At 74.2% G+C, this 22769-nt stretch carries 19 protein-coding genes; 9 read left to right on the top strand and 10 right to left on the bottom strand.

Annotation, left to right across the window (positions count from 1 at the left end):
- Positions 1 to 150: 150 nt before the first annotated feature.
- Positions 151 to 306: a hypothetical protein gene (locus VGH76_RS06695; RefSeq protein ID WP_331555844.1), complete on the top strand. Its 156-nt coding sequence runs from the start codon at positions 151 to 153 to the stop codon at positions 304 to 306.
- A gap of 59 nt (positions 307 to 365) precedes the next feature.
- Here VGH76_RS06695 and VGH76_RS06690 read toward each other — a convergent pair whose 3' ends face one another.
- Both VGH76_RS06690 and VGH76_RS06685 read right to left on the bottom strand, forming a co-directional pair.
- Entirely contained in the window at positions 366 to 1289 is a 924-nt protein-coding gene (locus VGH76_RS06690) for a M56 family metallopeptidase (protein ID WP_331555843.1), read from the bottom strand.
- A 32-nt stretch (positions 1290 to 1321) separates the two neighbouring features.
- Positions 1322 to 1696 carry a BlaI/MecI/CopY family transcriptional regulator gene (locus VGH76_RS06685; protein ID WP_331555842.1) on the bottom strand — a complete coding sequence of 125 codons (375 nt, stop codon included), beginning with the start codon at positions 1694 to 1696 and terminating at the stop codon, positions 1322 to 1324.
- 109 nt (positions 1697 to 1805) lie between these two features.
- Here VGH76_RS06685 and VGH76_RS06680 point away from each other — a divergent pair, with 109 nt between their 5' ends.
- From VGH76_RS06680 to cydC, 3 genes are read left to right on the top strand one after another with little or no spacing between them, the layout of a single operon-like run.
- Positions 1806 to 3245, top strand: a complete 1440-nt coding sequence (locus VGH76_RS06680) for a cytochrome ubiquinol oxidase subunit I (protein WP_331555841.1) — start codon at positions 1806 to 1808, stop codon at positions 3243 to 3245.
- Positions 3246 to 3258: 13 nt separating this feature from the next.
- Positions 3259 to 4245 carry a cytochrome d ubiquinol oxidase subunit II gene (cydB, locus tag VGH76_RS06675; protein ID WP_331555840.1) on the top strand — a complete coding sequence of 329 codons (987 nt, stop codon included), beginning with the start codon at positions 3259 to 3261 and terminating at the stop codon, positions 4243 to 4245.
- Entirely contained in the window at positions 4242 to 7481 is a 3240-nt protein-coding gene (cydC, locus tag VGH76_RS06670) for a thiol reductant ABC exporter subunit CydC (protein ID WP_331555839.1), read from the top strand. Before cydB ends, cydC begins: the two co-directional genes overlap by 4 nt.
- Here cydC and VGH76_RS06665 read toward each other — a convergent pair.
- Positions 7474 to 7977 carry a MarR family transcriptional regulator gene (locus VGH76_RS06665; RefSeq protein WP_331555838.1) on the bottom strand — a complete coding sequence of 168 codons (504 nt, stop codon included), beginning with the start codon at positions 7975 to 7977 and terminating at the stop codon, positions 7474 to 7476. The genes cydC and VGH76_RS06665 overlap by 8 nt on opposite strands.
- A gap of 54 nt (positions 7978 to 8031) precedes the next feature.
- Here VGH76_RS06665 and VGH76_RS06660 point away from each other — a divergent pair, with 54 nt between their 5' ends.
- Together VGH76_RS06660 and VGH76_RS06655 are read left to right on the top strand one after the other, a co-directional pair.
- Positions 8032 to 8379: an MTH1187 family thiamine-binding protein gene (locus tag VGH76_RS06660; RefSeq protein ID WP_331555837.1), complete on the top strand. Its 348-nt coding sequence runs from the start codon at positions 8032 to 8034 to the stop codon at positions 8377 to 8379.
- A 118-nt stretch (positions 8380 to 8497) separates the two neighbouring features.
- On the top strand, positions 8498 to 9478 hold the full coding sequence (locus VGH76_RS06655) for a tetratricopeptide repeat protein (protein ID WP_331555845.1): 981 nt from the start codon (positions 8498 to 8500) through the stop codon (positions 9476 to 9478).
- A 4-nt stretch (positions 9479 to 9482) separates the two neighbouring features.
- On the opposite strand, the gene VGH76_RS06650 is transcribed toward VGH76_RS06655, so the two are convergent.
- The 5 genes from VGH76_RS06650 to treS form a co-directional block, all read right to left on the bottom strand.
- The gene (locus VGH76_RS06650; RefSeq protein WP_331555836.1) at positions 9483 to 10166 is read right to left on the bottom strand and encodes a YoaK family protein; all 684 of its coding nucleotides are present in this window, start codon (positions 10164 to 10166) and stop codon (positions 9483 to 9485) included.
- 5 nt (positions 10167 to 10171) lie between these two features.
- Complete coding sequence (locus VGH76_RS06645) at positions 10172 to 11539, bottom strand: neutral zinc metallopeptidase (protein ID WP_331555835.1); 1368 nt, start codon at positions 11537 to 11539, stop codon at positions 10172 to 10174.
- 237 nt (positions 11540 to 11776) lie between these two features.
- Positions 11777 to 14041, bottom strand: a complete 2265-nt coding sequence (gene glgB / locus VGH76_RS06640; protein ID WP_331555834.1) for a 1,4-alpha-glucan branching protein GlgB — start codon at positions 14039 to 14041, stop codon at positions 11777 to 11779.
- A 109-nt stretch (positions 14042 to 14150) separates the two neighbouring features.
- Complete coding sequence (locus VGH76_RS06635; RefSeq protein WP_331555833.1) at positions 14151 to 15590, bottom strand: maltokinase N-terminal cap-like domain-containing protein; 1440 nt, start codon at positions 15588 to 15590, stop codon at positions 14151 to 14153.
- Positions 15590 to 17458 (bottom strand): maltose alpha-D-glucosyltransferase, encoded by a 1869-nt coding sequence (treS, locus tag VGH76_RS06630; protein ID WP_331555832.1) that lies wholly within the window; start codon positions 17456 to 17458, stop codon positions 15590 to 15592. Before treS ends, VGH76_RS06635 begins: the two co-directional genes overlap by 1 nt.
- A 143-nt stretch (positions 17459 to 17601) precedes the next feature.
- Here treS and VGH76_RS06625 point away from each other — a divergent pair, with 143 nt between their 5' ends.
- A complete protein-coding gene (locus tag VGH76_RS06625) occupies positions 17602 to 19662 on the top strand; it encodes a HelD family protein (protein WP_331555831.1) in 2061 nt (686 codons plus the stop codon).
- On the opposite strand, the gene VGH76_RS06620 is transcribed toward VGH76_RS06625, so the two are convergent.
- Positions 19659 to 20345 (bottom strand): TetR/AcrR family transcriptional regulator, encoded by a 687-nt coding sequence (locus tag VGH76_RS06620; protein WP_331555829.1) that lies wholly within the window; start codon positions 20343 to 20345, stop codon positions 19659 to 19661. The genes VGH76_RS06625 and VGH76_RS06620 overlap by 4 nt on opposite strands.
- A 7-nt stretch (positions 20346 to 20352) precedes the next feature.
- Positions 20353 to 20994: a TetR/AcrR family transcriptional regulator gene (locus VGH76_RS06615; RefSeq protein WP_331555828.1), complete on the bottom strand. Its 642-nt coding sequence runs from the start codon at positions 20992 to 20994 to the stop codon at positions 20353 to 20355.
- Between the two features lie 260 nt (positions 20995 to 21254).
- Between VGH76_RS06615 and VGH76_RS06610 the strand changes: the two genes are divergently transcribed.
- Entirely contained in the window at positions 21255 to 21479 is a 225-nt protein-coding gene (locus tag VGH76_RS06610) for a hypothetical protein (protein WP_331555827.1), read from the top strand.
- Positions 21480 to 21488: 9 nt separating this feature from the next.
- Positions 21489 to 22514: a hypothetical protein gene (locus VGH76_RS06605; RefSeq protein WP_331555826.1), complete on the top strand. Its 1026-nt coding sequence runs from the start codon at positions 21489 to 21491 to the stop codon at positions 22512 to 22514.
- Positions 22515 to 22769 lie beyond the last annotated feature (255 nt).

The raw sequence follows: 22769 nt of genomic DNA, 5'->3' as shown, positions 1-22769 counted from the left end.
GGGGAGGTGGCCGAAGGTGGGCTCGACCCGTTCGCGGCGGCGGACCGATTGCGGCAGGCCGTGGTGGACGAGGGTTGACTCACCGCGTGTCGCTACCCGATGCACGGGTGGTGAGTGCATAGCGTCTCCTCCTGACGGGAGGAGCCGGGGATGCTGTGCTGGTGGGTGGTCGGGGCGGTGGCGCTCCTGGAGACGGTCGGGCTCGCGGGGCGGGTCCGAGGTCGGCGCTCGCGGCGCCGCGGCGCGCACCGCGGCCGCGAGGGCGGGGCGATGCGGGACTGGCCGGGGGATCGGCCTTCGGGCTGACGCCCTTGTGCGTGCGTTTCCGTGCTCGAGCACGGAAACACACGCACAAGGCCGAAGGCCTAACGGACCCCGACCGTCGGGAGGGCGTCGACGAGCCAGGGGATGACGATGGTGACGGTCGGGACGACGACGAGGGCGACCGCCGCCAGGTAGGTGCCGGCGGCGAGCGCGCGTCCGCCGCGGACGTGGGCGCGGATGCGGTCCCGACGCTGCAGCACCTCGTCGGTCTCGGGAGCCACCGTGCAGGAGGCGAAGGCGTCCAGCGCGCCGGCCATCGCGTCGTCGCCGTGGCGGCGCCGCCCGGCGTCGTCGGCGAGCATCTCCAGCAGCAGGGCGACCGCGTCGCGGGCCTCCCGGCTGCGCGCGACGACGGGGAAGGCCTGGTGCAGCGCGGTGAAGCCCTCCCGGACGAGGTCGTGGCGCGCGGCGAGGTGGGCCTGCTCGTGCGCGACGACGGCGCGCAGCTCCTCGGGGCAGAGCGTGTCGAGCGTCGCACCGGTGACGACGACGCGTCCGTCGCGCCCGACCCGTCCCGGCACGCAGTAGGCGAACGGCACGGCGCCGTCGAGCACGCGCAGCACGGTGCCGGTCCCCAGGGAGCCGAAGGCGTCGTTCTGCTCGGCCCGCGCGAGCAGATCGACCATGTCGCGGTGGCGGGCCCGGCGCACCCGGGTCCGCACGGCGAGCAGCACGAGGACGCCCAGCAGGCGCACGACGATGAGGCTCGCGAGCAGTGCGGCGATCCCGACGGCGATCACCAGGGGCAGTCCCGTGCGGTCCTGGGGGTGGGTGAGGACGCGCAGCAGGGCCTCGGGGGCGGCCAGGGCACTCCCGACGGCGGCGAGCACGGCGGCCACGGCGACGGCCTGCCACAGGACGATGGCCGCTCGGGGTACAGCACGCGTCCATTCGGCGCGCGCGAGCAGGGCAGGCACGGGCCCGGCGAGCACGAGGGCGAGCCCCGTCAACCACACCGACGCCATGACACATCAGTGTGGCGCCCCGACGGCCCTCCTCACGACTCGGGTGATCGCGGCATTCCGTGCGCGGGGGTGTCCAGGGCCCGGCGCAGCGCCTCGGCCTCCTCGGGCCCCACGCGGTCGACGAACGCGACCAGCGCGGCCGTGCGGTCCTCGCCGACGTCGCCCAGCGCGTCGATCATGACCTCGGCCGCCATCTGCTCCCGGCTCGAGGCGGCGGCGTAGCGGTAGGCCTTGCCGTCGCGCTCCTGGCGGACCAGGCCCTTCTTGGCGAGCCGGCCGAGGACCGTCATCACGGTGGTGTACGCCAGCTCGCGTTCCAGCCGCTCGTGGACGTCTCTCACGGTGAGCGGCGCGTCGGCCGACCACAGCTGTGCCATGACCGCGCGTTCGAGCTCTCCCAGGGCCACGCGGGTGAGTGTACCCAGCGACACGATGTGTCAACGAGGAATGTCGTACTACCCTCGGTCGTAGCTACTACGTAGCGTCGTAGAGCCACCCCGTGAAGGGAGGCGCGTCGTGACCGCACTGGAGCTCTCACGACTGCAGTTCGCCGTCGTCACCGTCTACCACTACCTGTTCGTCCCGCTGTCGATCTCGCTCTCGGTCCTCACGGCGGGCCTGCAGACGGCGTGGTGGCGGAACCGGGACCCGCGGTTCGGGCGGGCCACGATGCTCGTCGGGAAGCTGCTCATGGCGACGTTCGCGGTCGGCGTCGTCACGGGCCTGGTCCAGGAGTTCCAGTTCGGGCTCTCGTGGTCGGCGTTCGCGCGGTACTACGGCGACGTCTTCGGCCCGACGCTCGCGATCGAGGGCATGCTCGCCTTCTTCCTCGAGGCGACCTTCCTCGGGCTGTGGTGGTTCGGCCGGGACCGGCTGCGGCCGCTGGTGCACCTCGCGACGATCTGGGTGGTCGCCGTCGGGACGCTCATCTCGGCCTACGTGATCCTCGCGGCCAACGCGTTCATGCAGCACCCGGTCGGCGTGGCGATCGACCCGGCGACGGGGCGGGCGCAGCTGAGCAGCTTCGGCGCGCTGATCACCAACGAGGTGGTGGTCGCCGCCTTCCCGCACACGATGGCGGGCGCGTTCATGGCGGGCGGGGCGCTGCTGCTGGCGCTCGGGGTGTGGCGGCGGTGGAAGGGCGCGGGCAGTGCCGACGAGGCCCCCACCTGGCGGCTCCTCGCCCGCGTCGGGGCCTGGACGACCCTCGTCGGCGGGGTCGCGGTCGCGCTGACCGGCGACGTGCTGGGCAAGGTCATGACCGAGGTCCAGCCGATGAAGATGGCCGCCGCCGAGGCGCTCTACGAGACCACCTCCCACGCGCCCTTCTCGGTCTTCGCCGTGCAGCTGCCCGGCCACGCCCAGCCGGTCTCGCTGGACATCCCCTGGCTGCTGTCCTTCCTCGCCACCGGCGACCCCACGGCCACCGTGCAGGGCATCGACGACCTGCAGGCGCAGTACGCGACCCAGTTCGGCGCCGGCAACTACACGCCCTGGATCCCGGTCGCATACTGGACGTTCCGGCTCATGATCGGGTTCGGGGTGCTCGCGACGGCGGTCGCGGCGTGGGTGCTCTGGCGCACGCGGCGGGGCCGGGACCTCGAGCCCGCCGGACGCGGGTGGTTCGCGCTCGGCGACCGCTGGCTCGTCCGGTTCCTCCCGGTGATCCCGGCGCTGCCGGCCGCGGCGGCGACCGTCGGGTGGCTGTTCACCGAGACCGCCCGCCAGCCCTGGCTGGTCTTCGGCCTCTTCCGCACCGCCGACGGCGTCTCCCCGACGCTCACCCCCACCGAGCTCGTCGCCTCGCTCGCCGGGTTCGCGCTGGTCTACGGCGTGCTCGCGGTCGTATGGGTGCGTCTGGTCGTGCACGTCTCCCGGGGCGGGCTCGTCGACCTGGTGCCCGAGCAGGCGGAGACGAACCCCGCCGAGTCCGTCGTTCCTGAGCCCAGCTACTGATCGGAGGCCGGTCATGGATCTCGCGATGCTCTGGTTCGCCCTGGTCGTGCTGTGCTGGGTGCTGTTCGCCGTCCTCGAGGGCTTCGACTTCGGGGTCGGGATGCTCGCCGGCGTCCTCGGCCGCGACGAGCACGAGCGCGGCGCCGCCGTGCGCACCGTCGGCCCGGTGTGGGACGGCAACGAGGTGTGGCTGGTCGCCGCGATCGGGGTGACGTTCGCGGCCTTCCCCGCCTGGTACGCGGCGCTGCTGTCCGGGCTGTACCTGCCGCTGGTGGTCGTCCTGCTGGCGCTCGCGGCGCGCGGGGTCGCGCTGGAGTTCCGCGGGAAGGTCGACTCCGCGGCCTGGCGGCGGCGCTGCGACGTCGTGCTGGGGCTGTCGTCGCTGGTGAGCGCGGCCGGTGTCGGTGCCGTGGTGGCGCTGGCGACGACGGGTCTCGCGCTCGGCCCGGGCGGGGCGGTCGCCGGTTCCGGGGTGGGCCGCTCGCTGGCGCCGCTCGTCTCGGGGCCGGCTCTGGTCGGGGCGCTGCTGGGGGTGCTCGCGGCCCTGTTGCAGGGCGCGACGTTCCTCGGGCTGCGTACGACGGGTCCGGTGCGCGTCCGGGCGCGCCGGGTCGCGGTGGCGACGGCGGGGGTGGCGACGGTCGTCGTGGCCCTGCTGGCGGGGACGGCGGCTCCGGTCGTCGCCTCGGTCGCTGTACTGGCGGTCGTCGCCGGGGTGGCCGCGGCCCGCCGTCGGGAGGGCCTGGCGTTCGCGGCGGCGTCGCTGGCGGTGCTGGGCGAGGTGGTCGCGGCGTTCACCGCGCACGTGCCGGTGGTGCTGCCCTCGACGCTCGACCCGGCGTTCTCGCTCACGGTTGCAGGCGCCGCCTCGTCGCCCGAGGCGCTGGGCGTGATCACGGTCGGCGGGGTGCTGATCCTGCCCGGGGTCCTGGCCTACCAGGCCTTCTCGTACTGGGTGTTCCGGCGGCGGATCGCCAGTCAGCGGGAGGTGACGGCGTGACCGGCCCGGTGGACCCACGTCTCCTCCGCCTCGCCCGCCCGGCGCTGCCGGGGGTGGCGGCCCAGGTGGCGCTCGGCGTCGTCGGGGCGGTCGCCGACGCCGCCGCCCTGGTCGCGGCCGGGCTGCTCGTCGCGGCGCTGGTCGGCACGCCGACCCCGGCGCCCCTGGCGCACCCGCTGCTCGCCGTCCTGGCCGGGGCCCTCGTCGTCCGGGCGCTCGTCGCGACGGTGGCGCCGCGGGTCGCCGCCGGCACCGCGGGCCGCGTCGTCGAGCCGGTGCGCGAGCGGCTGCTCGACGCGCGGGACCCCGACGCCGATCGCTGCGACCCGGGAGGGCGGCGCCGACGCGCGCTGGCCTCCAGCGGGATCGACGACCTGCGGGCCTGGTTCACCTCCTACCTGCCCGCGCTGGTCCTCGCGGTGGTGCTGCCACCGCTCGTGCTGGTCGGGCTGGTCGTGGCCGACCCGCCGTCGGCGCTGGTCGTGGTGCTGACGCTGCCGCTCCTGCCGGTCTTCGCGGCGCTCGTGGGGTGGGCGACCCGGGCCCGCGCGGCACGGCAGTGGGCGGCGGGGGAGCGGCTGGCCGGTCACGTGCTGGACGTCGTCACCGGCCTGGCCACGCTGCGGCTCTTCGGCCGCGCCCGCCGGCAGGTCGACGAGGTGGCCCGCGTCGGGGAGGCCCACCGGCGCGCGACCGGGTCGGTGCTGCGGATGGCGTTCCTGTCGACGACCGCGCTGGACCTGGTGGCGACGGTGTCGGTGGGGCTGGTCGCGGTCTCGGCGGGGCTGCGGGTGGTCGACGGGTCGCTGGGGCTCGGGCCGGCGCTCGTCGCGATCCTGCTCGCGCCCGAGGCGTACCGGCCGATCCGCGAGGTCGGCGCGCGGTTCCACGACACGGCGCGGGTGTCGACGATCATGGACGGAGTCCAGGTGAACGGATGTGGTCGCCGGAACGACCAGATTCGTTCACATGGCGCCCGTGCCTCGGGCGTTCGCGTCCGCTATCCCGGCCGACGGGGTGACGCGCTCCGGCTGGAGCACCTCGAGGTCGCGCCGGGCGAGCTCGTCGTGCTCGCCGGGGAGTCCGGCGCCGGCAAGACGACGCTGCTCCGCGTGCTCTCCGGCGCCGTGCGCGCCGACGCGGGCGCCGTCGCCGTCGGGGACCCCCTGTTCGTGCTGCCCCAGCGCCCGACCCTGCCGCACGCCCGCACCGTCGCCACCGCGCTCGGCGACGGGGTCGGGCGCGCCCGGATGCGCGCCGTGCTGGCCGCGCTCGACCTGCCGCTCGACCCCGAGGACGCGCTCGCCGAGGCGGGCGGCTCGGTCTCGGCCGGCCAGCGCGAGCGGTTGGCGCTCGCCCGGGTGCTGCTCGCCCTCGAGGACGCTCCCCACGCGACGGTGCTGCTCGACGAGCCCACCGCCCACCTCGACCCCGCCACCGAGGCCCGGGTCCTCGGCCTGCTGCGGGCCGCCGCCGGGCGCGGCGCCGCCGTCCTCGTCGTCGCCCACCGGCCGGCGGCGCTGGCCGCCGCGGACCGGGTGGTCACGCTGGCGCGCCCGCTCCGCGAGCCCGCCGCCCCGCCCGAGCGGGCGCCCCGGCCGGCCGGCGGTGCCCCCGTGCCGGCGGGACCACGCCGCGGCACGACGGCGGCCGGGGTCGCCCTGGGCGTGGGGTCGGTGCTGGCGGGGCTCCTGCTCACCGCCGTGGCGACCTGGCTGATCGTGCGGGCCGACGCCCGGCCGCCGGTGCTCACGCTCTCGATCGCGGTCGTGCTGGTGCGCGCAGCCGCGATCCTGCGCCCGCTGCTGCGCCACCTCGAACGGCTCGTGGTGCACGACGGCGCGCTCGCCCGGGTCGCCGGGTGGCGCCGGTCGCTCGTCGCCGTCCTCGTCGATCGGGTGCCCGGTGCGGTCGCCGGGCGCCGGGGTGAGCTGCTCGCCCGTGCGGTCGACGACGTCGACACCCGCCTCGACGGCCTCGTCCGCGGCCGGCACCCGCTGCTGGTCGCGGGGGTCGTCGTGCCGGTCGTGCTCGCCGTCGCCTGGCTCGCGGTCCCGACGACGCTGCCCGCGCTCGCCCTCGGGCTCGGCGCCGCGGTCCTGCTCGTCCCTGCCGTCGCGGCCCGCGCGGCCCGCCGTGACGGACGCGCGCTCGACACCGCGGGCGAGCGGCTGCGGGCCGCGGTCGTGGAGACCGTCGACGCCCGCGAGGAGCTCGCCGCCCGCGACCGCGACGCCGTGCTCGCCCCGGTCCGCGCCCGCGCCGCCGGGCTCGACACCGCCCGACGCCGGGCCGCCCGGCACGAGGGACTCGCCGACGGCGCCGCCCACCTGGCGCTCGCCGTCGCGACCCTCGGGGCCGCGCTCGCGGCCGCCGGCCTGGGCGCGGCGGCATCCCCGGAGCTCGCCGGGATCGTCGTCCTCCTGCCGACCGCGCTGGCCGGCACGGTGCTCGCGCTACCGGGCGCCGCCCGGGCCGCGGTGCGGGGCGGGGCGGCGCGACACCGGCTCGCCGCGCTCGGGGGGGCGCCGGTCCCCGCCGTCGAGCCGTCGCCTCCCCGCCCGCTCCCGGCCCGGCACGACCTGCGGCTCACGGGGCTCGCGGCCGGCTGGGCGGGGTCGACGGCGCTCCACGACGTCGACCTCGAGCTCCCCGAGGGGGCGAGGGTCGCCGTGACCGGGGCGTCCGGGTCGGGCAAGTCGACCCTCGCGGCGGTGCTGCTGCGCCTGCTCGACCCAGCCGCCGGCACCGTCACCCTCGGTGGCGTGCCCGTGGGCGAGCTGTCCGGCGACGACGTCCGGCGCCGGATCGGTCTGCTCGGCGACGCCGACCACGTGTTCACCGCGAGCGTGCGCGCCAACCTGCTCGTCGCGGCCCCCGACGCCGACGGCGCCCGGCTGCTCGACGCGCTGCGCCGCGTCCGGCTCGCCGGCTGGGTCGCCGGGCTCGAGGACGGGCTGGACACCGTGATCGGGCCCGACGCGGTCTCCGGCGGGGAACGGCGGCGCCTCGCGGCGGCGCGGCTCGTGCTCGCGGACCCGACCGTGCTCGTGCTCGACGAGCCGACCGAGGGGCTGGACACCGAGACCGCCGAGGCGCTCCTGGCCGACCTGCTGGACACCCCCGCGACGGTCCTGCTGCTGACGCACCGGCCCGAAGGGCTCGACCGGATGGACCGGGTGCTCCACCTCGAGGACGGGCGGCTCCGCGAGCGCGCGACGGCGGGCGTCAGCTGAAGTCGCCGGCGGCCCGGCGGACCTTCGCCAGCAGCGACGTCAGCGCCGTGACCTCGTCGTCGGAGAGCCCGACCAGGCCGAAGTCGACCGCGGTCACCGACGCCGTCGCCTCCTCGCCGCGGCGCCGGCCCGCGTCGGTGATCTCGACGAGGGTGGTGCGCTTGTCCGTCGGGTGCGGCCGGCGGCGGACGAGCTCGGCGGCCTCGAGGCGGTCGACGATGTTGGTGATCGAGGTCGGGTGCAGCTGCAGCCGCTGCCCCATCAGGCTCATCGGCAGGGCACCCGTGCGCGAGAAGCGCAGCAGCACCAGCGCCTCGTAGCGGGCGAACGTGAGCTCGTGGGGGCGCAGCGCCGCGTCCACGGCCTGCTGGAGGACCTGCTGCACCCGGAACACGCTGGTGACCGCGGCCATCGCCGACGACGGGCCGATCTTCGCCGTCCAGATCTCCGCGGCCCGGGCGATCGGGTCGAACGGGAGGGGTTCGGACGCGGCCATCAGCCGCGGAATCTAGCAACCCTCCGCCCGCTCGGGGCCTGGCAGGCTGGGGCGATGATCGTCGCCTTCAGCGTCGCACCCTCGGGCCCGCCCCCCGATGCTCCCGCCGACAGCCCCGTCTCGTCGGGCCAGGTGTCCGACTCCGTCAGCGAGGCCGTCGCCGCGGCGGTGCGGGTGGTCCGGGAGTCCGGCCTGCCGCACGAGACCTCGTCGATGTTCACCTCGATCGAGGGTGACTGGGACGAGGTCATGGACGTCGTGAAGCGGGCCACCGAGGCCGTCGGGCGCTACGGGTCGCGGGTGTCCCTGGTCCTCAAGGCCGACATCCGACCCGGGTGGACCGGGCAGATGGCCGCCAAGGTGGCCCGCGTGGAGCAGCACCTGGGCGGGGACCAGGCCTGACGCTTTTCACCGCCGTGTCGATGGTCGGGCCCCGCTCCGCTGCGCCTCCTGGCAGGATTGGGGCGTGGCACGTCCCGATCCTCGTCAGCAGGCCGCGCAGGCGGCGATGTCCTCGGCGATGGCCGGCGCCGTCGACCTCTCCGGGCTCAAGGCCCGCGCGGAGCAGCGCGGCTCCGGCCAGCGCGGTGCTCCCGCGGGCGGCGCCCCGAAGAGTCCTGCCGAGGGCGACGGCGCGCCCGTGGTCGAGGGGGCGCCCCCACCCACCGGCTCGTTCGTCATCGACGTCACCGAGGACAGCTTCCAGGACGAGGTCCTCGAACGGTCGATGACGGTGCCCGTCGTCGTCGACCTCTGGGCCGACTGGTGCCAGCCCTGCAAGCAGCTCTCGCCGACGCTGGAGAAGCTCGCGAACGAGAGTGGCGGGGCCTGGATCCTCGCGAAGGTCGACGTCGACGCGAACCCCCGCATCGCGCAGATGTTCCAGGTGCAGTCGATCCCGACGGTCTACGTCGTGGTCGCCCAGCAGCCGGTGACCTCGTTCTCGGGGGTCCAGCCCGAGAACGAGCTGCGCTCCTGGATCGGGCAGATCCTCGACGCGCTCCGCGACCGGATGCCGGCCATCGCCCAGGGCGAGGCCCGTGCGGCCGCCGGCGGCGGGGGCGAGGCCGCCGAGCCGGTGCCGGAGCCCGAAGACCCGCGTTTCACCGCCGCCGAGGAGGCCCTCGAGCGCGGCGACTACGACGCCGCGGTGGCCGCCTACGAGCAGATCCTCGCCGCGGAGCCCGCCAACACCGAGGCGGCGGCCGCCCTGGCCCAGGTCCGCTTCATGTCGCGGGCCGAGCAGGCCGACCCCTCGGCGGTGACCCGCGCCGACGCCGCCCCCGACGACGTCGACGCCCAGAAGGCCGCCGCCGACGCCGAGCTCGCGGCGGGCCAGGTGGACGCCGCGTTCGACCGGCTGGTGAGGACGGTGCAGCGCACGGCCGGCGACGACCGCAACGCCGCCCGCGAGCACCTCGTCGAGCTGTTCGAGCTGTTCGCCGCCGACGACCCGCGGGTCACCAGCTCCCGGCGGGCCCTCGCCCGAGCGCTGTACTGAGGCGTCACGGCTCGTCGTCGGGATCCCGGCGGCGGGCCTCGACGACGACCGCGACCAGCACGACGACGATCGCCGCGGCCGCCGCGCGACCCGTCGTCAGGGTGAGCGCCGCGCCCACCGCCGCCCCGCTGGCGAACGCGACCACGATGCCGCCGAGCGCGGCGGCGCGGCGCCCGGCGTCCGGGGTCCGGTCGCCGGCCCAGCGCGCGATCTCGGCGACGAGGCTGCGGAGGTTCCCGGTCGTCACCGTCGCGTTGTAGGGGACGTCGCCGACCTTCGTGAACGTCGAGATCTGCAGCGCCACCACGAACGCGACGGCGACCGTGACGACGACGTCGGGCAGCGCCACCGCACCGCACACCGTCAGGACGACCGCCTCGACCGCGAGGACCAGCCGCGTCGGCCGCCGGGGTACGGCCGGGGTGGGCGCGCGGCGGGGGAGCCGGGCCAGCGACTCGGCGACCCCGAGCCCGACGAGGAACGCGACCAGCGGTGGCAGGTGGCGCAGGGCCTCGCCGACCTGGCCGCTGACCAGGCCGACCCCGAGCAGCACGACGTTGCCGGTCTGCGCGTTCGCGAACACCCCGCCGTGGCCGACGAAGGTGTAGGCGTCGAGGAACCCGCCGACCGCGCTGAGCAGCAGGCCGACCGGGACGGCCTCGGGCCGGCTGCGGAGGGTCGCCGCCACGCCGGTCAGCGTGCCAGGCAGCTCCCGGCGCCGCCGGTGACACCGCGCCGGAAGTCCTCGATGCGCCCGTAGGAGCCGCCGGCGGTGGTGGCACCGTCGGTGCTGCGGGCGGCCGAGTCGTCGCTCTCGAGCAGGCCCACGGCCTCGTCGAGGTCGCCCGGGGAGAGGCTGAAGTCGGATCCCGGCTTGCCGACGTCGCCGGTGTAGGCGCCGGCGAGGCAGAGCGCCGTCGTGCCGGCCTGCGGGCCCGTCGTCGGGAGCCGCAGGGCGGTCATCGCGGCCAGGGCGTACCGGGAGGCGATGACGGTGCCGCTGGCGTAGTCCCCGATGCCGTCGTGGACGCGGGCGAGCGCGCGGTCGTCCACGGCGAGCGTCGGCGGGTTCCCGGGGCACAGGTCGACGGCGTCGCTCCCGCAGCCCCGGCCGCCCTCGCGGATCGCCGGCGCCGTCCACTGCCCGCCGCGCTGGCGGACGAGGCCGCCGAAGTAGCGGTCGAGGTCGGTGCCCATCGCCTTGAGCAGGTCGGGCAGCGGGAGGTTCCCGCCGCTCTGGGCGTCGGAGAGGCTCGCGAAGGACTGCTGGGTGAAGCTCCGGTTCTGCAGCGTCATGCCCGCGCAGGCCGGGGGCCCGCCGTCGTACCCGTCCTGGAAGGAGGAGACGCGATCGAAGGCGTTGCCGTGCGCGCGGTCGTCGGCGGCGTCGGTGCCCACCGGGTCCCGGAAGGTGATGAGCGCGCTCATCGCCCCGTCGATGCCCTGGTCGTCGGTGCGCAGGTCGGGCAGCGCGCCGTCGCGCACCGAGCGCAGGAAGGTGCCCGCGTAGCAGTCCGCCTGGCCCTCGGAGAGGATCGTCGGCGCCCCGGAGTCCAGGCCCGCCGACGTCGGGGACGAGGACTGCAGCCGCTGCTGCACGGAGTGCCCGAACTCGTGGGCGAGCACGACGACCACCGCGGAGTCGCCGAACTTCTGCCGGAGCACGGGCAGCAGGGCCGCGCGGTCGTAGGCGATGATGTCGGCCCGCGGGCAGTAGAACGCGTTGCCCTCGACGTCGGACGCGGACCCGGTGCACGGCGGGCCGGGACCGTCACGGGACGAGTCGACCGAGAAGTAGCCCTTCAGCGGGGTGAAGCGGGCGCCGTTCGCGAGCTTCGGGAACTGCCCGCCCCACCACGTCTCGAGGTCGTGCAGCACGGCGGCGGCCAGCCGGTCGTCGCCGCCGCCGTCGGTGCCGTGGACGAAGCCCGGGTCGATCCCGGCGGTGACGGTGCGCGAGGCGAACGGCTGCCCGTCGACCGTGGCGGCGCACCCGGAGGCGAGCAGCGCGAGGACGGCGCACACCGCGGCGACCAGCACCGTCCCCGCCCGCGTCCGCACCCGCTCAGTGTGGTCGACGGGGCGCCGGCGTGGTGGTCGAACGAGGGGACTGGCGCCCGGCCGGGATGGCGTCGGATGAGGGAACGGCGCCGTTCTGGCGTCGGATGCCAGGAACGTGCCGTTGCTTTCATCCGGGGTGGGCCGAGCCGGATGAGTGAACGGCGCCGTTCTGGCGTCGGATGCCAGGAACGTGCCGTTGCTGCCGTCCGGGGTCGGCCATCCCGGCAGGGCGCCGAGCTACTCGCCCTCGTGGACCAGCCAGAGCACCCCGGACGCCGGGAGGGTCATCTCCGCCGACGCCGGGCGGCCGTGGGTCGACACGGAGGCGGCGAACACCGAGCCGAAGTTGCCCGCACCGTCACCGCCGTACATCTCCGCGTCGGTGTTGAGCACCTCGCGCCACCGGCCCGCGCGGGGCATGCCCACGCGGTAGCGGTCGTGGACGATGCCCGCGAAGTTGGCCACGCACACCAGCTCGGGCGCGCCGGGCGGGCCCTGGCGTACGAAGGAGAAGACGTTCCCGACGGCGTCGTTCGCGTCGATCCACGAGAACCCGGCCGGGTCGGTGTCGGCCGACCACAGCGCGGCGTGGTCGCGGTAGACGCCGTTGAGGTCGGCGACGAGCCGGGCGATGCCGGCGTGGAGCGGGTCGTCGAGCAGCTCCCAGTCCAGCGAGCGCTCCTCGGACCACTCGCGGACCTGCCCGAACTCCTGCCCCATGAAGACCAGCTGCTTGCCGGGGTGGGCCCACATGTAGGCCAGCAGTGCCCGGAGCCCGGCGGCCTTGCCATGGTCACCGCGCCCCATCTCGGGCATGCGGGTCCACAGCGAGCCCTTGCCGTGCACCACCTCGTCGTGGCTGAAGGGCAGCACGTAGTTCTCCGACCAGGCGTAGGTCAGCGAGAACGTCATCTGGTTGTGGTGGTAGCCCCGGTGCACCGGGTCGCGCATGACGTAGTCGAGGGTGTCGTGCATCCACCCCATGTTCCACTTCATGCCGAACCCGAGGCCGCCGAGATGGGTGGGCCGGGTGACGCCGGGCCAGGCGGTGGATTCCTCGGCGATGGTGACGACGCCGGGGTGGGCCTTGTAGACGGTGGCGTTGACCTCCTGGAGGAACGACACCGCCTCGAGGTTCTCGCGCCCGCCGAACTTGTTCGGCACCCAGTCGGTGCGCGAGTAGTCCAGGTAGAGCATCGAGGCGACCGCGTCGACCCGCAGCCCGTCGACGTGGAACTCCTCGAGCCAGTACAGCGCGTTGGCGACGAGGAAGTTGCGGACCTGGGAGCGCCCGAAGTCGAAGACGAGCGTTCCCCAGTCGTGCTGCTCCCCGCGGCGCGGGTCGCCGTGCTCGTAGCAGGGCGTGCCGTCGAAGCGGGCGAGCGCCCAGTCGTCGCGGGGGAAGTGGGCGGGCACCCAGTCCACGATCACGCCGATCCCCGCCTGGTGCAGGGTGTCGACGAAGTAGCGGAAGTCGTCCGGGGTACCGAAGCGCGAGGTCGGGGCGTAGTAGGAGCTGACCTGGTAGCCCCACGAGCCGCCGAAGGGGTGCTCCGCCACCGGGAGCAGCTCGACGTGGGTGAAGCCCTGGGCGGTCAGGTAGCCGGCGAGCTCGTCGGCCAGCTCCCGGTACCCGAGGCCCTGGCGCCAGGACCCGAGGTGCAGCTCGTAGACGCTCATCGGCTCGGCGTGCGGCGCCGAGCGGGCCCGCTGCGTCAACCAGGCCGAATCCGCCCACTCGTGCGTGGAGGTGGTGACCACCGAGGCCGGCGTGGGCGGCAGGTCCGCGGCGAACGCCATCGGGTCGGCCTTGTCCAGCCAGTGCCCGTCGGCGGTGAGGATCCGGAAGCCGTAGCGGGTGCCGACGCCGACCCCGGGCAGGAAGATCTCCCAGATGCCCGAGCCGAGGGCACGCATCGGGGTGGCGACGCCGTCCCAGCTGCCCCGCTCCGGCGCCCAGTCACCGACGACGCGGACGCCGCGCGCGTTGGGCGCCCACACCGTGAACGACGTGCCCTCGACCGGTCCCGACGGCGTGGGCCAGCGGCGGAAGTGGGCGCCGAGGGCGTCCCAGAGCCGCTCGTGGCGGCCCTCGCCGATCAGGTGCAGGTCGACGGGGCCGAGCACGGGGGAGAAGCGGTACGGGTCGTCGACGACGACCTCGCTGGTCTCGCCGGGATGGTCGGCGCTGGAGTCGCGCCGCACCGCGAGCCGGTAGTGCGGCAGCGGACCCGGCACTGTCCCGGCGAACACCCCGGCCGAGCCCACGGGCGCGAGCGGGTAGCGCCCCGAGGTCGGGCCCGCCTCGATGACCACGTCGACCTCGTCGGCGCCGGGCTGCAGGGTCCGGACGACGACCGTGCCCGGCGAGTCCGGACGGCGGTGCGGGCCCAGGACGCCGTGGGGGTCGCGGTGCGAGCCCTCGAGCAGCAGGTGCAGGTCGAGCTCCCCGGGCGCGACCGGGAGCGGGCCCGTGGACGGCGACGGCGTGGAGCGGGTCATCAGCGGTGTGGCTCCGGATGGGGTGGTTGGGGATCGGGGTGGTCTGGTGTCCGGGACGGGGTGCCGGTCTCCTACCCCGTGGGCCGGGGTGGTCAACCGGGCGGCGGGCTCAGGGGCTCCCGAGGAGGCGCTCCATCGAGCGGAGCGGGATCGTCAGCCAGTTGGGCCGGTTGCGGGTCTCGTAGAGCACCTCGTACACGGCCTTGTCGAGCTCGTAGGCACGCAGCACTGCCACGTTCTCCCGCGGGTCGGCGCCGGCGATGTCGGCGTAGCCGTCGCAGAACGCGGACCGGTTGCGGTCGGCCCACTCCTGGGCGCGGCGCTGCAGGTGGGAGGGCGGGCCGTGGTCGGTGTCCGCGCCCGGCTCCCACTCGGCGAGCTGATGGAACGCCGCGTAGTCGAACGAGCGCAGCATCGCGGCCACGTCGCGCAGCGGGGAGTCCGGGCGCACCCGGTCGGTGAGCGGGCGCGACGGCTCGCCCTCGAAGTCGATGACCAGCCACCCGCGCGGGGTGCGCAGCTCCTGGCCGAGGTGCAGGTCGCCGTGGATCCGGTGCACCAGCAGCCCGCCCTCGGCGGCGGAGGTGACGCCCTCGAGGACCTCGGCGATGGCGGCCCGGCGCTCGGCGACCTGGGCGACCGCCTCGGCGGCGCGGTCGAGACGGGCCAGCATCCAGTCCGCGACGGCCCGGACGCCGTCGGCGTCGAGCCGCGCGGTGCCCAGGGCCCGGGCGAGCTCGATGTGCACCGCGGCCACCGTGCGCCCGAGGCGGGTGGCCTCGCCGGCGAAGTCGCCCCCGACCTCGTCGGGACGCAGGTCGCCCTCGGCGAGCAGGTCGCGCACGCTGGTCAGGGCCATCGACCAGCCGTCGGCGGAGTTCGAGGCGTAGTCCTGCAGCATGGCGACGGTCATCGGGACGGTGCCCCCGGCGCCGTCGGGCAGGTCGCCCTCGATGGCCCCCAGCAGCGGCGCCACCTCTTGGGAGTGCTCCCGGCCCAGCGCCCGGTGGAGCTCGAGGTCGGGGTTGAGGCCCGCGGTGGCGCGGCGGAAGAGCTTGAGGATGGCGCGCTCGCCGTAGATCACCGACGAGTTGGACTGCTCGCCGAGCAGCGGCCGGCCGGGCCCGACGATGGGCGCCTCGGTGGAGGGCTCCGGGACGAACCGCAGCGACCCGACGGTGGTGTCGGAGACGATCAGCGAGAGCAGCAGCCGGCTGATCTCGCCGTCGGCCAGGCCGTCGTAGACCATGCGGTCCCCGACCGTGCCGATCACCGCGTGGTCCAGGTCCCCGGCCACGCCGGGCCGCGACCCGAGCAGCAGCTGGAACCAGTCCTCCGGGCCGGCGTCGGCGAACTCCACGGCGATCACCGCGTGGGTGACGGCGGGCACCGCGTCCGGCGGGGTGACGTCCTGATGGCCGACGATCCGCACGCCGGCGACCTCGCGACCCTTCGCCGCGAACCAGCGCTGCCCCGGCAACCACCCGGCCAGCGCCGGGAGCAGCGCCTCCAGCGCGGTCTCGGTCTGTGCACCTCGGGGGCCCGTCATCACCGCTCCTGGGCCGGGTGGATGGAGAACCAGTAGAAGCCGTGCCCCGGCAGCGTCAACAGGTAGGGCAGCTCACCGATGGCCGGGAAGGGGACGCCGCCGGTCAGCTCGGTCGGGGTCCAGTCCTTCCACGCGATGAGATCGAGCTCGACGGGCTGGGGGAAGCGAGACATGTTGTTGACGCACAGGACGACGTCCCGGGTGCCCTCCTCGTCGACGAACTCGCGGACATAGGCCAGCACGCTGGAGTTCGAGCCGCCGAGCTCGTGGAAGTCGCCGAGCCCGAACGCCGGGTGCTGCTTGCGGATCTCGATCATCCTACGGTTCCAGTGCAACAGGCTGGCCGTGGAGTTCGACTGGGCCTCGACATTGACCGCCTGGTACCCGTAGACGGGGTCCATCACCACCGGCAGGTTGAGCCGTCCCGGGTCGCAGGTGGAGAACCCGGCGTTGCGGTCGGGGGTCCACTGCATCGGGCTGCGGACGCCGTCGCGGTCGCCCAGCCAGATGTTGTCGCCCATCCCGATCTCGTCGCCGTAGTAGATGACGGGCGAACCGGGCAGCGAGAGCAGCAGCGCGGTGAACAGCTCGAGCTGGTTGCGGTCGTTGTCGAGCAGCGGGGCCAGCCGACGGCGGATGCCGATGTTGGCCTTCATGCGCGGGTCCTTGGCGTACTCCGCGTACATGTAGTCGCGCTCGTCGTCGGTGACCATCTCGAGCGTGAGCTCGTCGTGGTTGCGCAGGAAGATGCCCCACTGCGCGTTCTCCGGGATCTCCGGCGTCTGCGCCAGGATCTCCGAGATCGGGAAGCGCGACTCGCGCCGTACCGCCATGAAGATGCGCGGCATGAGCGGGAAGTGGAACGCCATGTGGCACTCGTCGCCGCCGACCTCGGCGTCGCCGAAGTACTCCACGACGTCAGCGGGCCACTGGTTGGCCTCGGCGAGCAGAACCCGGCCCGGGTACTCGTCCTCGACGACCTTGCGCACCCGGCGCAGGAACGCGTGGGTCTCGGGCAGGTTCTCGCCGTTGGTGCCGTCGCGCTCGAAGAGGTAGGGCACGGCGTCGAGGCGGAAGCCGTCGATCCCGAGGTCCAGCCAGAAGCGCAGCGCGTCGATCATCGCCTCGCACACGGCCGGGTTGTCGAAGTTCAGGTCCGGCTGGTGGGAGAAGAACCGGTGCCAGTAGAACTGGCCGCGCACCGAGTCGTAGGTCCAGTTCGAGGACTCGGTGTCGACGAAGATGATCCGGGCGTCGGAGTAGCGCGAGTCGTCGTCGGACCAGACGTAGAAGTCGCCGTAGGGGCCGTCCGGGTTGCGCCGGGACTCCTCGAACCATGAGTGGGTGTCGGAGGTGTGGTTCATGACCAGGTCGGTGATGACCCGGATCCCGCGCTTGTGCGCCTCGTCGAGCAGGTACACGAGGTCTTCCGTGGTGCCGAACTCGGGCAGCACCGCCCGGAAGTCGCGGATGTCGTAGCCGCCGTCACGCAGCGGTGAGTCGTAGAACGGCGGCAGCCACAGGCAGTCCACCCCGAGCCAGGACAGGTAGTCCAGCTTCTCGGTGAGCCCGCGCAGGTCGCCGGTGCCGTCCCTGGTGGAGTCGTAGAACGCTCTGACCAGTACCTCGTAGAACACGGCGCGCTTGAACCAGTCCGGCTCGAGCGGGAGCTCCCTGGCGTGGCGGAAGTCCTCCGAGTCCGGCTCGGTCAGCTCCGCGCGCTCGGCTGGGTGAGTCCCTCGGCTGCGTTCCGAGGACTGTGGGTTGGGGGCGGGGACGGCGGCCCGGGGGCCGGCGCCGAGGGCCTGGGCGGCGGCTGGGCGGTCGAGGCTGGAGGAGCCATCGGACCGCTCTAGATCGATCGACATGGGTGCGCGCGATTCCTAGCGAGGGCGGAAGACTGGAGCGGGACAAGTGCAGTGGTACCTGCCCGAGCCCGGTCGGGTCAAAGCGGGGTATGCCCGAGACAACTAGAGTTGTTCTCTTCGCGGGAAAATACCGGGAGTGAACGGTGGCGGCAGGCTCTACGAGGCAGGACGAGATCACGGCCGAGCAGCGGCACGTGGATCGGGTCTACGCCCGGCTCACACAGCTGCGCGAGGAGGCCAAGGAGCTGCGCTCCGCGGGTTACCGGCGCGGCCAGGAACGGCACCCGGGCGCGCTGTTCGAGCGGGACGTGATGGTCTTCCAGGCCAGCAGGATGCTGCGCGAGCTGGAGACCGAGCACGAGGGGCTGGTGTTCGGCCGGCTGGACAAGGTCGCCGGGCAGATCCAGTACGTGGGTCGGCTCGGCGTGCGCGACCCCGACTTCGAGCCGCTGGTGATCGACTGGCGGGCACCGGCGGCGGCCGCGTTCTACCGGGCCACCCCGGAGAACCCGATGGAGGTGGTGCGGCGGCGCACCATCCGCAGCTTCGGCCAGCGGGTCCTGGACCTGACCGACGACCTGCTGATGCCCGACGCCGCGCCGGACGGGATGCCGGTGGTCGGCGAGGGCTCGCTGATGGCCGACCTGTCCCGGGCGCGGGGGCCGGCGATGCGCGACATCGTCGCCACCATCCAGCGCGAGCAGGACGAAGCGGTGCGCGCGCCGTCCGGCGGCATCACCGAGATCAGCGGCGGCCCGGGCACCGGTAAGACCGCCGTCGCGCTGCACCGCGCGGCCTACCTGCTCTATGCGGACCGGCGGCGGTTCTCCGGCGGCGTCCTGGTGGTGGGCCCCTCGCCGGTGTTCATGGACTACATCTCCCGGGTGCTGCCGTCCCTCGGTGAGGACACGGTCGAGCTGCGCTCCCTGGGCGGCGTGCTGGACGGGGTCAGCGCGTCCCGGCTGGACCCGCCGGCGCTGGCCGAGCTGAAGGGTTCCGGCCGGATGCGCCGACTGCTCAAGGCGGCCCTGGCCAGCGACCCGCCGGGGGTGCCGACCGAGCTGCGGATGGTCTACCGGGGCCAGGTGATCCGGCTGGGTGCCGACACCCTCGGCTCGGTCCGCCGCGACGTGCACCGACAGCGGGCGACGCCGAACCGGGCCCGCCGGGAGGCCGCCGCGGCACTGCTCAACGCGCTGTGGTTGGCCTCCGGGGACCTCGACAACCCGTCCTCGCGCGTGGACCGCGAGTCGCTGATCGCCGACCTGGGCGACCGCTCGGAGTTCGACGCCTTCCTGGACGACTGGTGGACCGAGCTGCGGCCGACCGAGGTGCTGAGCTGGCTGGGTGACCCGCGCCGGCTGTCCGGGCTGGCCGGGCGCACGCTGCGACCGGACCAGGTGGCCGCGTTGTCCGCGTCCTGGCGTTCGGCGGACGGATCCGGCCGGCCGGACTGGTCGGTGGCTGACGTGGCGCTGCTGGACGAGCTGCGGGTGCTCGCCGGCGAGCGTGGCGAGGGGCGGCGGGGCCGCGAGTTCTTCTACGGCCACGTGATCGTGGACGAGGCACAGGACCTGTCCCCGATGCAGTGGCGGATGCTCGGCCGGCGCGGCCAGTACGCCAGCTGGACCATCGTGGGCGACCCGGCGCAGACCTCCTGGCCGACCACCGACGAGGCGGACAGGGCCAGGGAGTCCGCGTTGGGCAGGGTGAAGACCCGGCGCCGGTTCCAGCTGAGCACCAACTACCGCAACTCGGCGGAGATCTTCGAGCTGGCCGCCTCGGTGGTGCGGGATGTGGTGGCGCCGGCGGAGCTGCCCAAGCCGGTGCGCTCGACCGGGTGGGCCCCCTCGGTGCTGACGGTGGACGCGGCGAAGTTGCCGGCGGCCTGCCGGGAGGCGGTCGACGAGCTGCTGGAGGCGGTGGAGGGCACCGTCGGGGTGATCACCGCGATGGACCGCAGGGCCGAGGTGTCCGGGTGGCTCGCCGATCGGTTCGGCGCCGGGGTGGACGGGGCGGAGTCCCGGTTGCGGGTGGCCGGCAGCCTGGAGGCCAAGGGTCTGGAGTACGACGCGGTGGTGCTGGTGTCGCCCTCCGAGCTGATCGCCGAGTCGAGCACCGGCCGGCGCGCCCTGTACGTCGCGCTGACCAGGGCCACCCAGCGGCTGACCGTGCTGAGCAGCGACGACAGCTGGCGCTCTTAGGACGGGTCTGAGGGCGTGGTCCGGGCCGGGCGGAAGGCGTCCAGGAACGCGGTGAGCGCGGTCGCCATCCGGTCCGGGGGGTACCGGTCCGGGTCGAGCAGCACCCGCGCACCGGCCATCTCCACGATCGCCCGCAGCAGGTGCACCGCGACGTCGACGTCGAGGTCGGCGGGGAAGTGGTTCGCGGCCGCGTACCGGGTGAACTGCGTCCGCAGCAGCGACAGCAGCTCCGCGCGGGCCGCCGTCAGCCGCTCGCGGGACTCCTCGGGCACCGCCTCGAGCGGCACGTAGAGCAGCCGCCAGGTGTCCGGCGCGTCCCGGACCGCGGTCAGGAACGTCCGCAGCGTCTCCGCCGGCAGCCCGCGCTGGTCGGCGGCCCCGGACCGGTCGGCGACGGCGGCGTCGGTGAAGACCGCCCGCATCCGCGCCTCCTCCCTGCTGACCAGCGCCGCGAGCAGGTCCGTCCGGCCGGCGAAGCAGTCGTAGGCGACCGGCCTGGTGACGCCGGTGTGCCGGGCCACCGCGTGCATGCTGACCGCGCCGAAACCGGACTCGGCGACCAGCCGCAGCGCGGAGTCCAGCAGCTGCTCGGTGCGCGCCTCGATGGGCAACCGGCTGGCGTAGCGGCGCCGCGAACGACCCGCCTTCGGCAGTTTCGGCTTGGACGTTCTCGGCTTCGGCATGGCGGTGTCAGTGCCGCCCGTTCGGGACCGGCTCGAGGGTGAGCGCACTGAACAGGGCACGGGTGAAGCCGGTCAGCCGGGCCGGCGGGAACTCCGAGGGCGCGCTGAGCACCAGCCGGGCGGCCGCCTCGCCCGCCGCGATGACGGCCAGCGCCACCACCTCGGTGTCCAGCCCGGCGATCCGGGTGCCCAGTACCGCCCGGATGCTCGCCTCGACCACCCCGGCGATCTTCTCCCGGCCGCGTTCGATCCGGATGCCGACCTCGGCGGGCAGTCCCTCGGTGGGCGAGAGCAGCATCCGCCAGGTGGTCGGGCGGTCCAGCACGAGCCGCAGGAACGCCTCCAGCGCGGTGGTCACCGAGTCGCCGAGGTCGGTCCCGGCCAGCACCCGGGGCGCCACGGTCATGACGTCCGACAGCGCCCGTGACTCCTCCCGGACCAGCAGCGCGTCCAGTAGCGCGGCCCGGTCGGCGAAGAAGTCGTAGACGAGTGGGCGGGCCACACCGGCCGCGCGGGCCACCGCCTGCATGGTCACCGAGGCCGCACCGTGCTCGGCGACCAGGTCCAGGGCGCGGTCCAACAGTTCGTCACGCCGGTCAGCGGGGGCCAGGCGGCGCCGAGGAGGCGACCCGGCCGAGGGATCGCTCACACAACCTCCTCGCTTACGCTCGTCAGCTGCGTTCGCGGCGCTGCTGTGTCTGACGGTGAGCTCGCAAGCTCGCTCACAGCCATCCTCTGTCGTGTCGGGAGCTCGGGTGGACACCCCCTGGGAAAATCTGAAATTGACAGCGTTGTAGTGCAAAGTTACATTTCCTTAACGAGTGGTGGGAAGTGCCGATCCGGTGAATGCGGCCGGCGTGTTTCGGCAGTTCAGCGCCGCATGGCAGCGTTGCCGGAAGGGGGCTCGACGTGAGGGATCACAACGTCGATGCGAAGACGGCGCTCCGCAAGCAGCTGGGCCCGGACCTCGCGGTGCTCGACCTGCTGACCGAGCAGGAGAGCGCCGAGCTGCAGGTTCTGATCGACGACGCGCGCGCGACCCAGCGCAAGGCGCTCGACGCGTCGATCTCCGAGGTGCTCGGCCGGCTGCCCCGGCTTGCCCGCGGGCCGGCTCGCAAGATCATGTTCGGCTAGGGGGTAGCGATGAGTGACCTGGTTGCCAGGGCCCAGCTGATCATGTTGGCCGAGACGCTCGGCGTCCCGCCGGAGCGGGTGCGCCATCTCGAGCGCCTCGGCGCGGAAAACCTGCGGAGCCTGCGCGAGCGGATCTCCAACCTGCTCTTCGACGAGCAGTCGGCGACCTTCGCGAGGATGAGCAGGCTGGCCCCGCTGGTACCGAACGGGCTTGTCGCCAGGGTGTCCCAGGCGATCGTGCCGCCGCTGGTGGCCGGTAGGGCGGCCGGCGCGCTCGGCGTGGACCACCCCGGGCGGGCCAAGGGTGTGCTCTCCGACCTCTCGCCCCAGTACATGGCCGACTGCGCGCCCTTTCTGGACCAGCGCACGGTGGCCGTGCTGGCGCCGAACATCCCGCCCGCGCTGCTGATCCCGGCCGCGAACGAGCTGATGCGCCGCAAGGCCTACGTGACGGCGTCCTGGTTCCTGGACTACGCCACCCCCGAGGCGCTGCTCGACCTCGAGGCGGGCATCCCGGACAAGGCAGGGCTGCTGCACACCACCTCGCTGGTGCAGTCCGACGAGCGGCTCGAGCAAATCGTCCGGCTGCTGCCGACGGAACGGCTGGCGGTGATCGTGCGGACCGCCGTCGAGTCGCCCGAGCTGCTGATGGCCGGGCTCTCGCTGCTGGCCAGGCTCTCTCCCGAGCTGGCTGCCGACCTGGGCGACATCCTGTTCGAGCAACTGGACGACGACGGCCTGACCGAGGTGCTGCGCACCGTGGTGGGCCAGGACGCGATCCCTGAGCTGCTCACCGTGGCCGCCGCCGTGCGCGAGGACGCGCTGCGCCGGATCGCCGCCGACCCGTTCCTGACCGAGCCGGCGACGCTCGAGGATTTCGTCGACGCCGCCGTCGAGCACGACCGCTGGGAGGGGCTGCTCCGGGTCGCCGAGCACCTGTCCGGGGAGGCCGGCCGCCGCATCAACCGCGCCGCCAAGTCCGCCGCCAAGTCCGCCGGCAATTCCGCCGCCAATACCAAGGCCAAGGCCAGCTAGCCCCCGTTCCGCCAGCGCGGCCCCCCGGTTCCGTCACCGCGCACCCGGTGTACGGAGCGGGCGCGTCGCGTTCTCAGTAATCTTGACCGGGCGGTCAGTCAGGGCTAGCGTAGATCGTGTCAGTTTTGGTACTCACGCTTGAAGCGGGAGGCAAGTCATGGCATCGGACGTAAAGACCTGGACTCGCTGGCAGGACTGGGTGGTCGGGGTGGCCGGGCTCTACGCGCTGCTCTCACCGATCTGGACCGAGCACGG

The organism is Actinomycetospora sp., assembly GCF_036497585.1.
GTDB lineage: Bacteria > Actinomycetota > Actinomycetes > Mycobacteriales > Pseudonocardiaceae > Actinomycetospora.
This window is presented reverse-complemented; position numbering and strand designations above follow the sequence as displayed.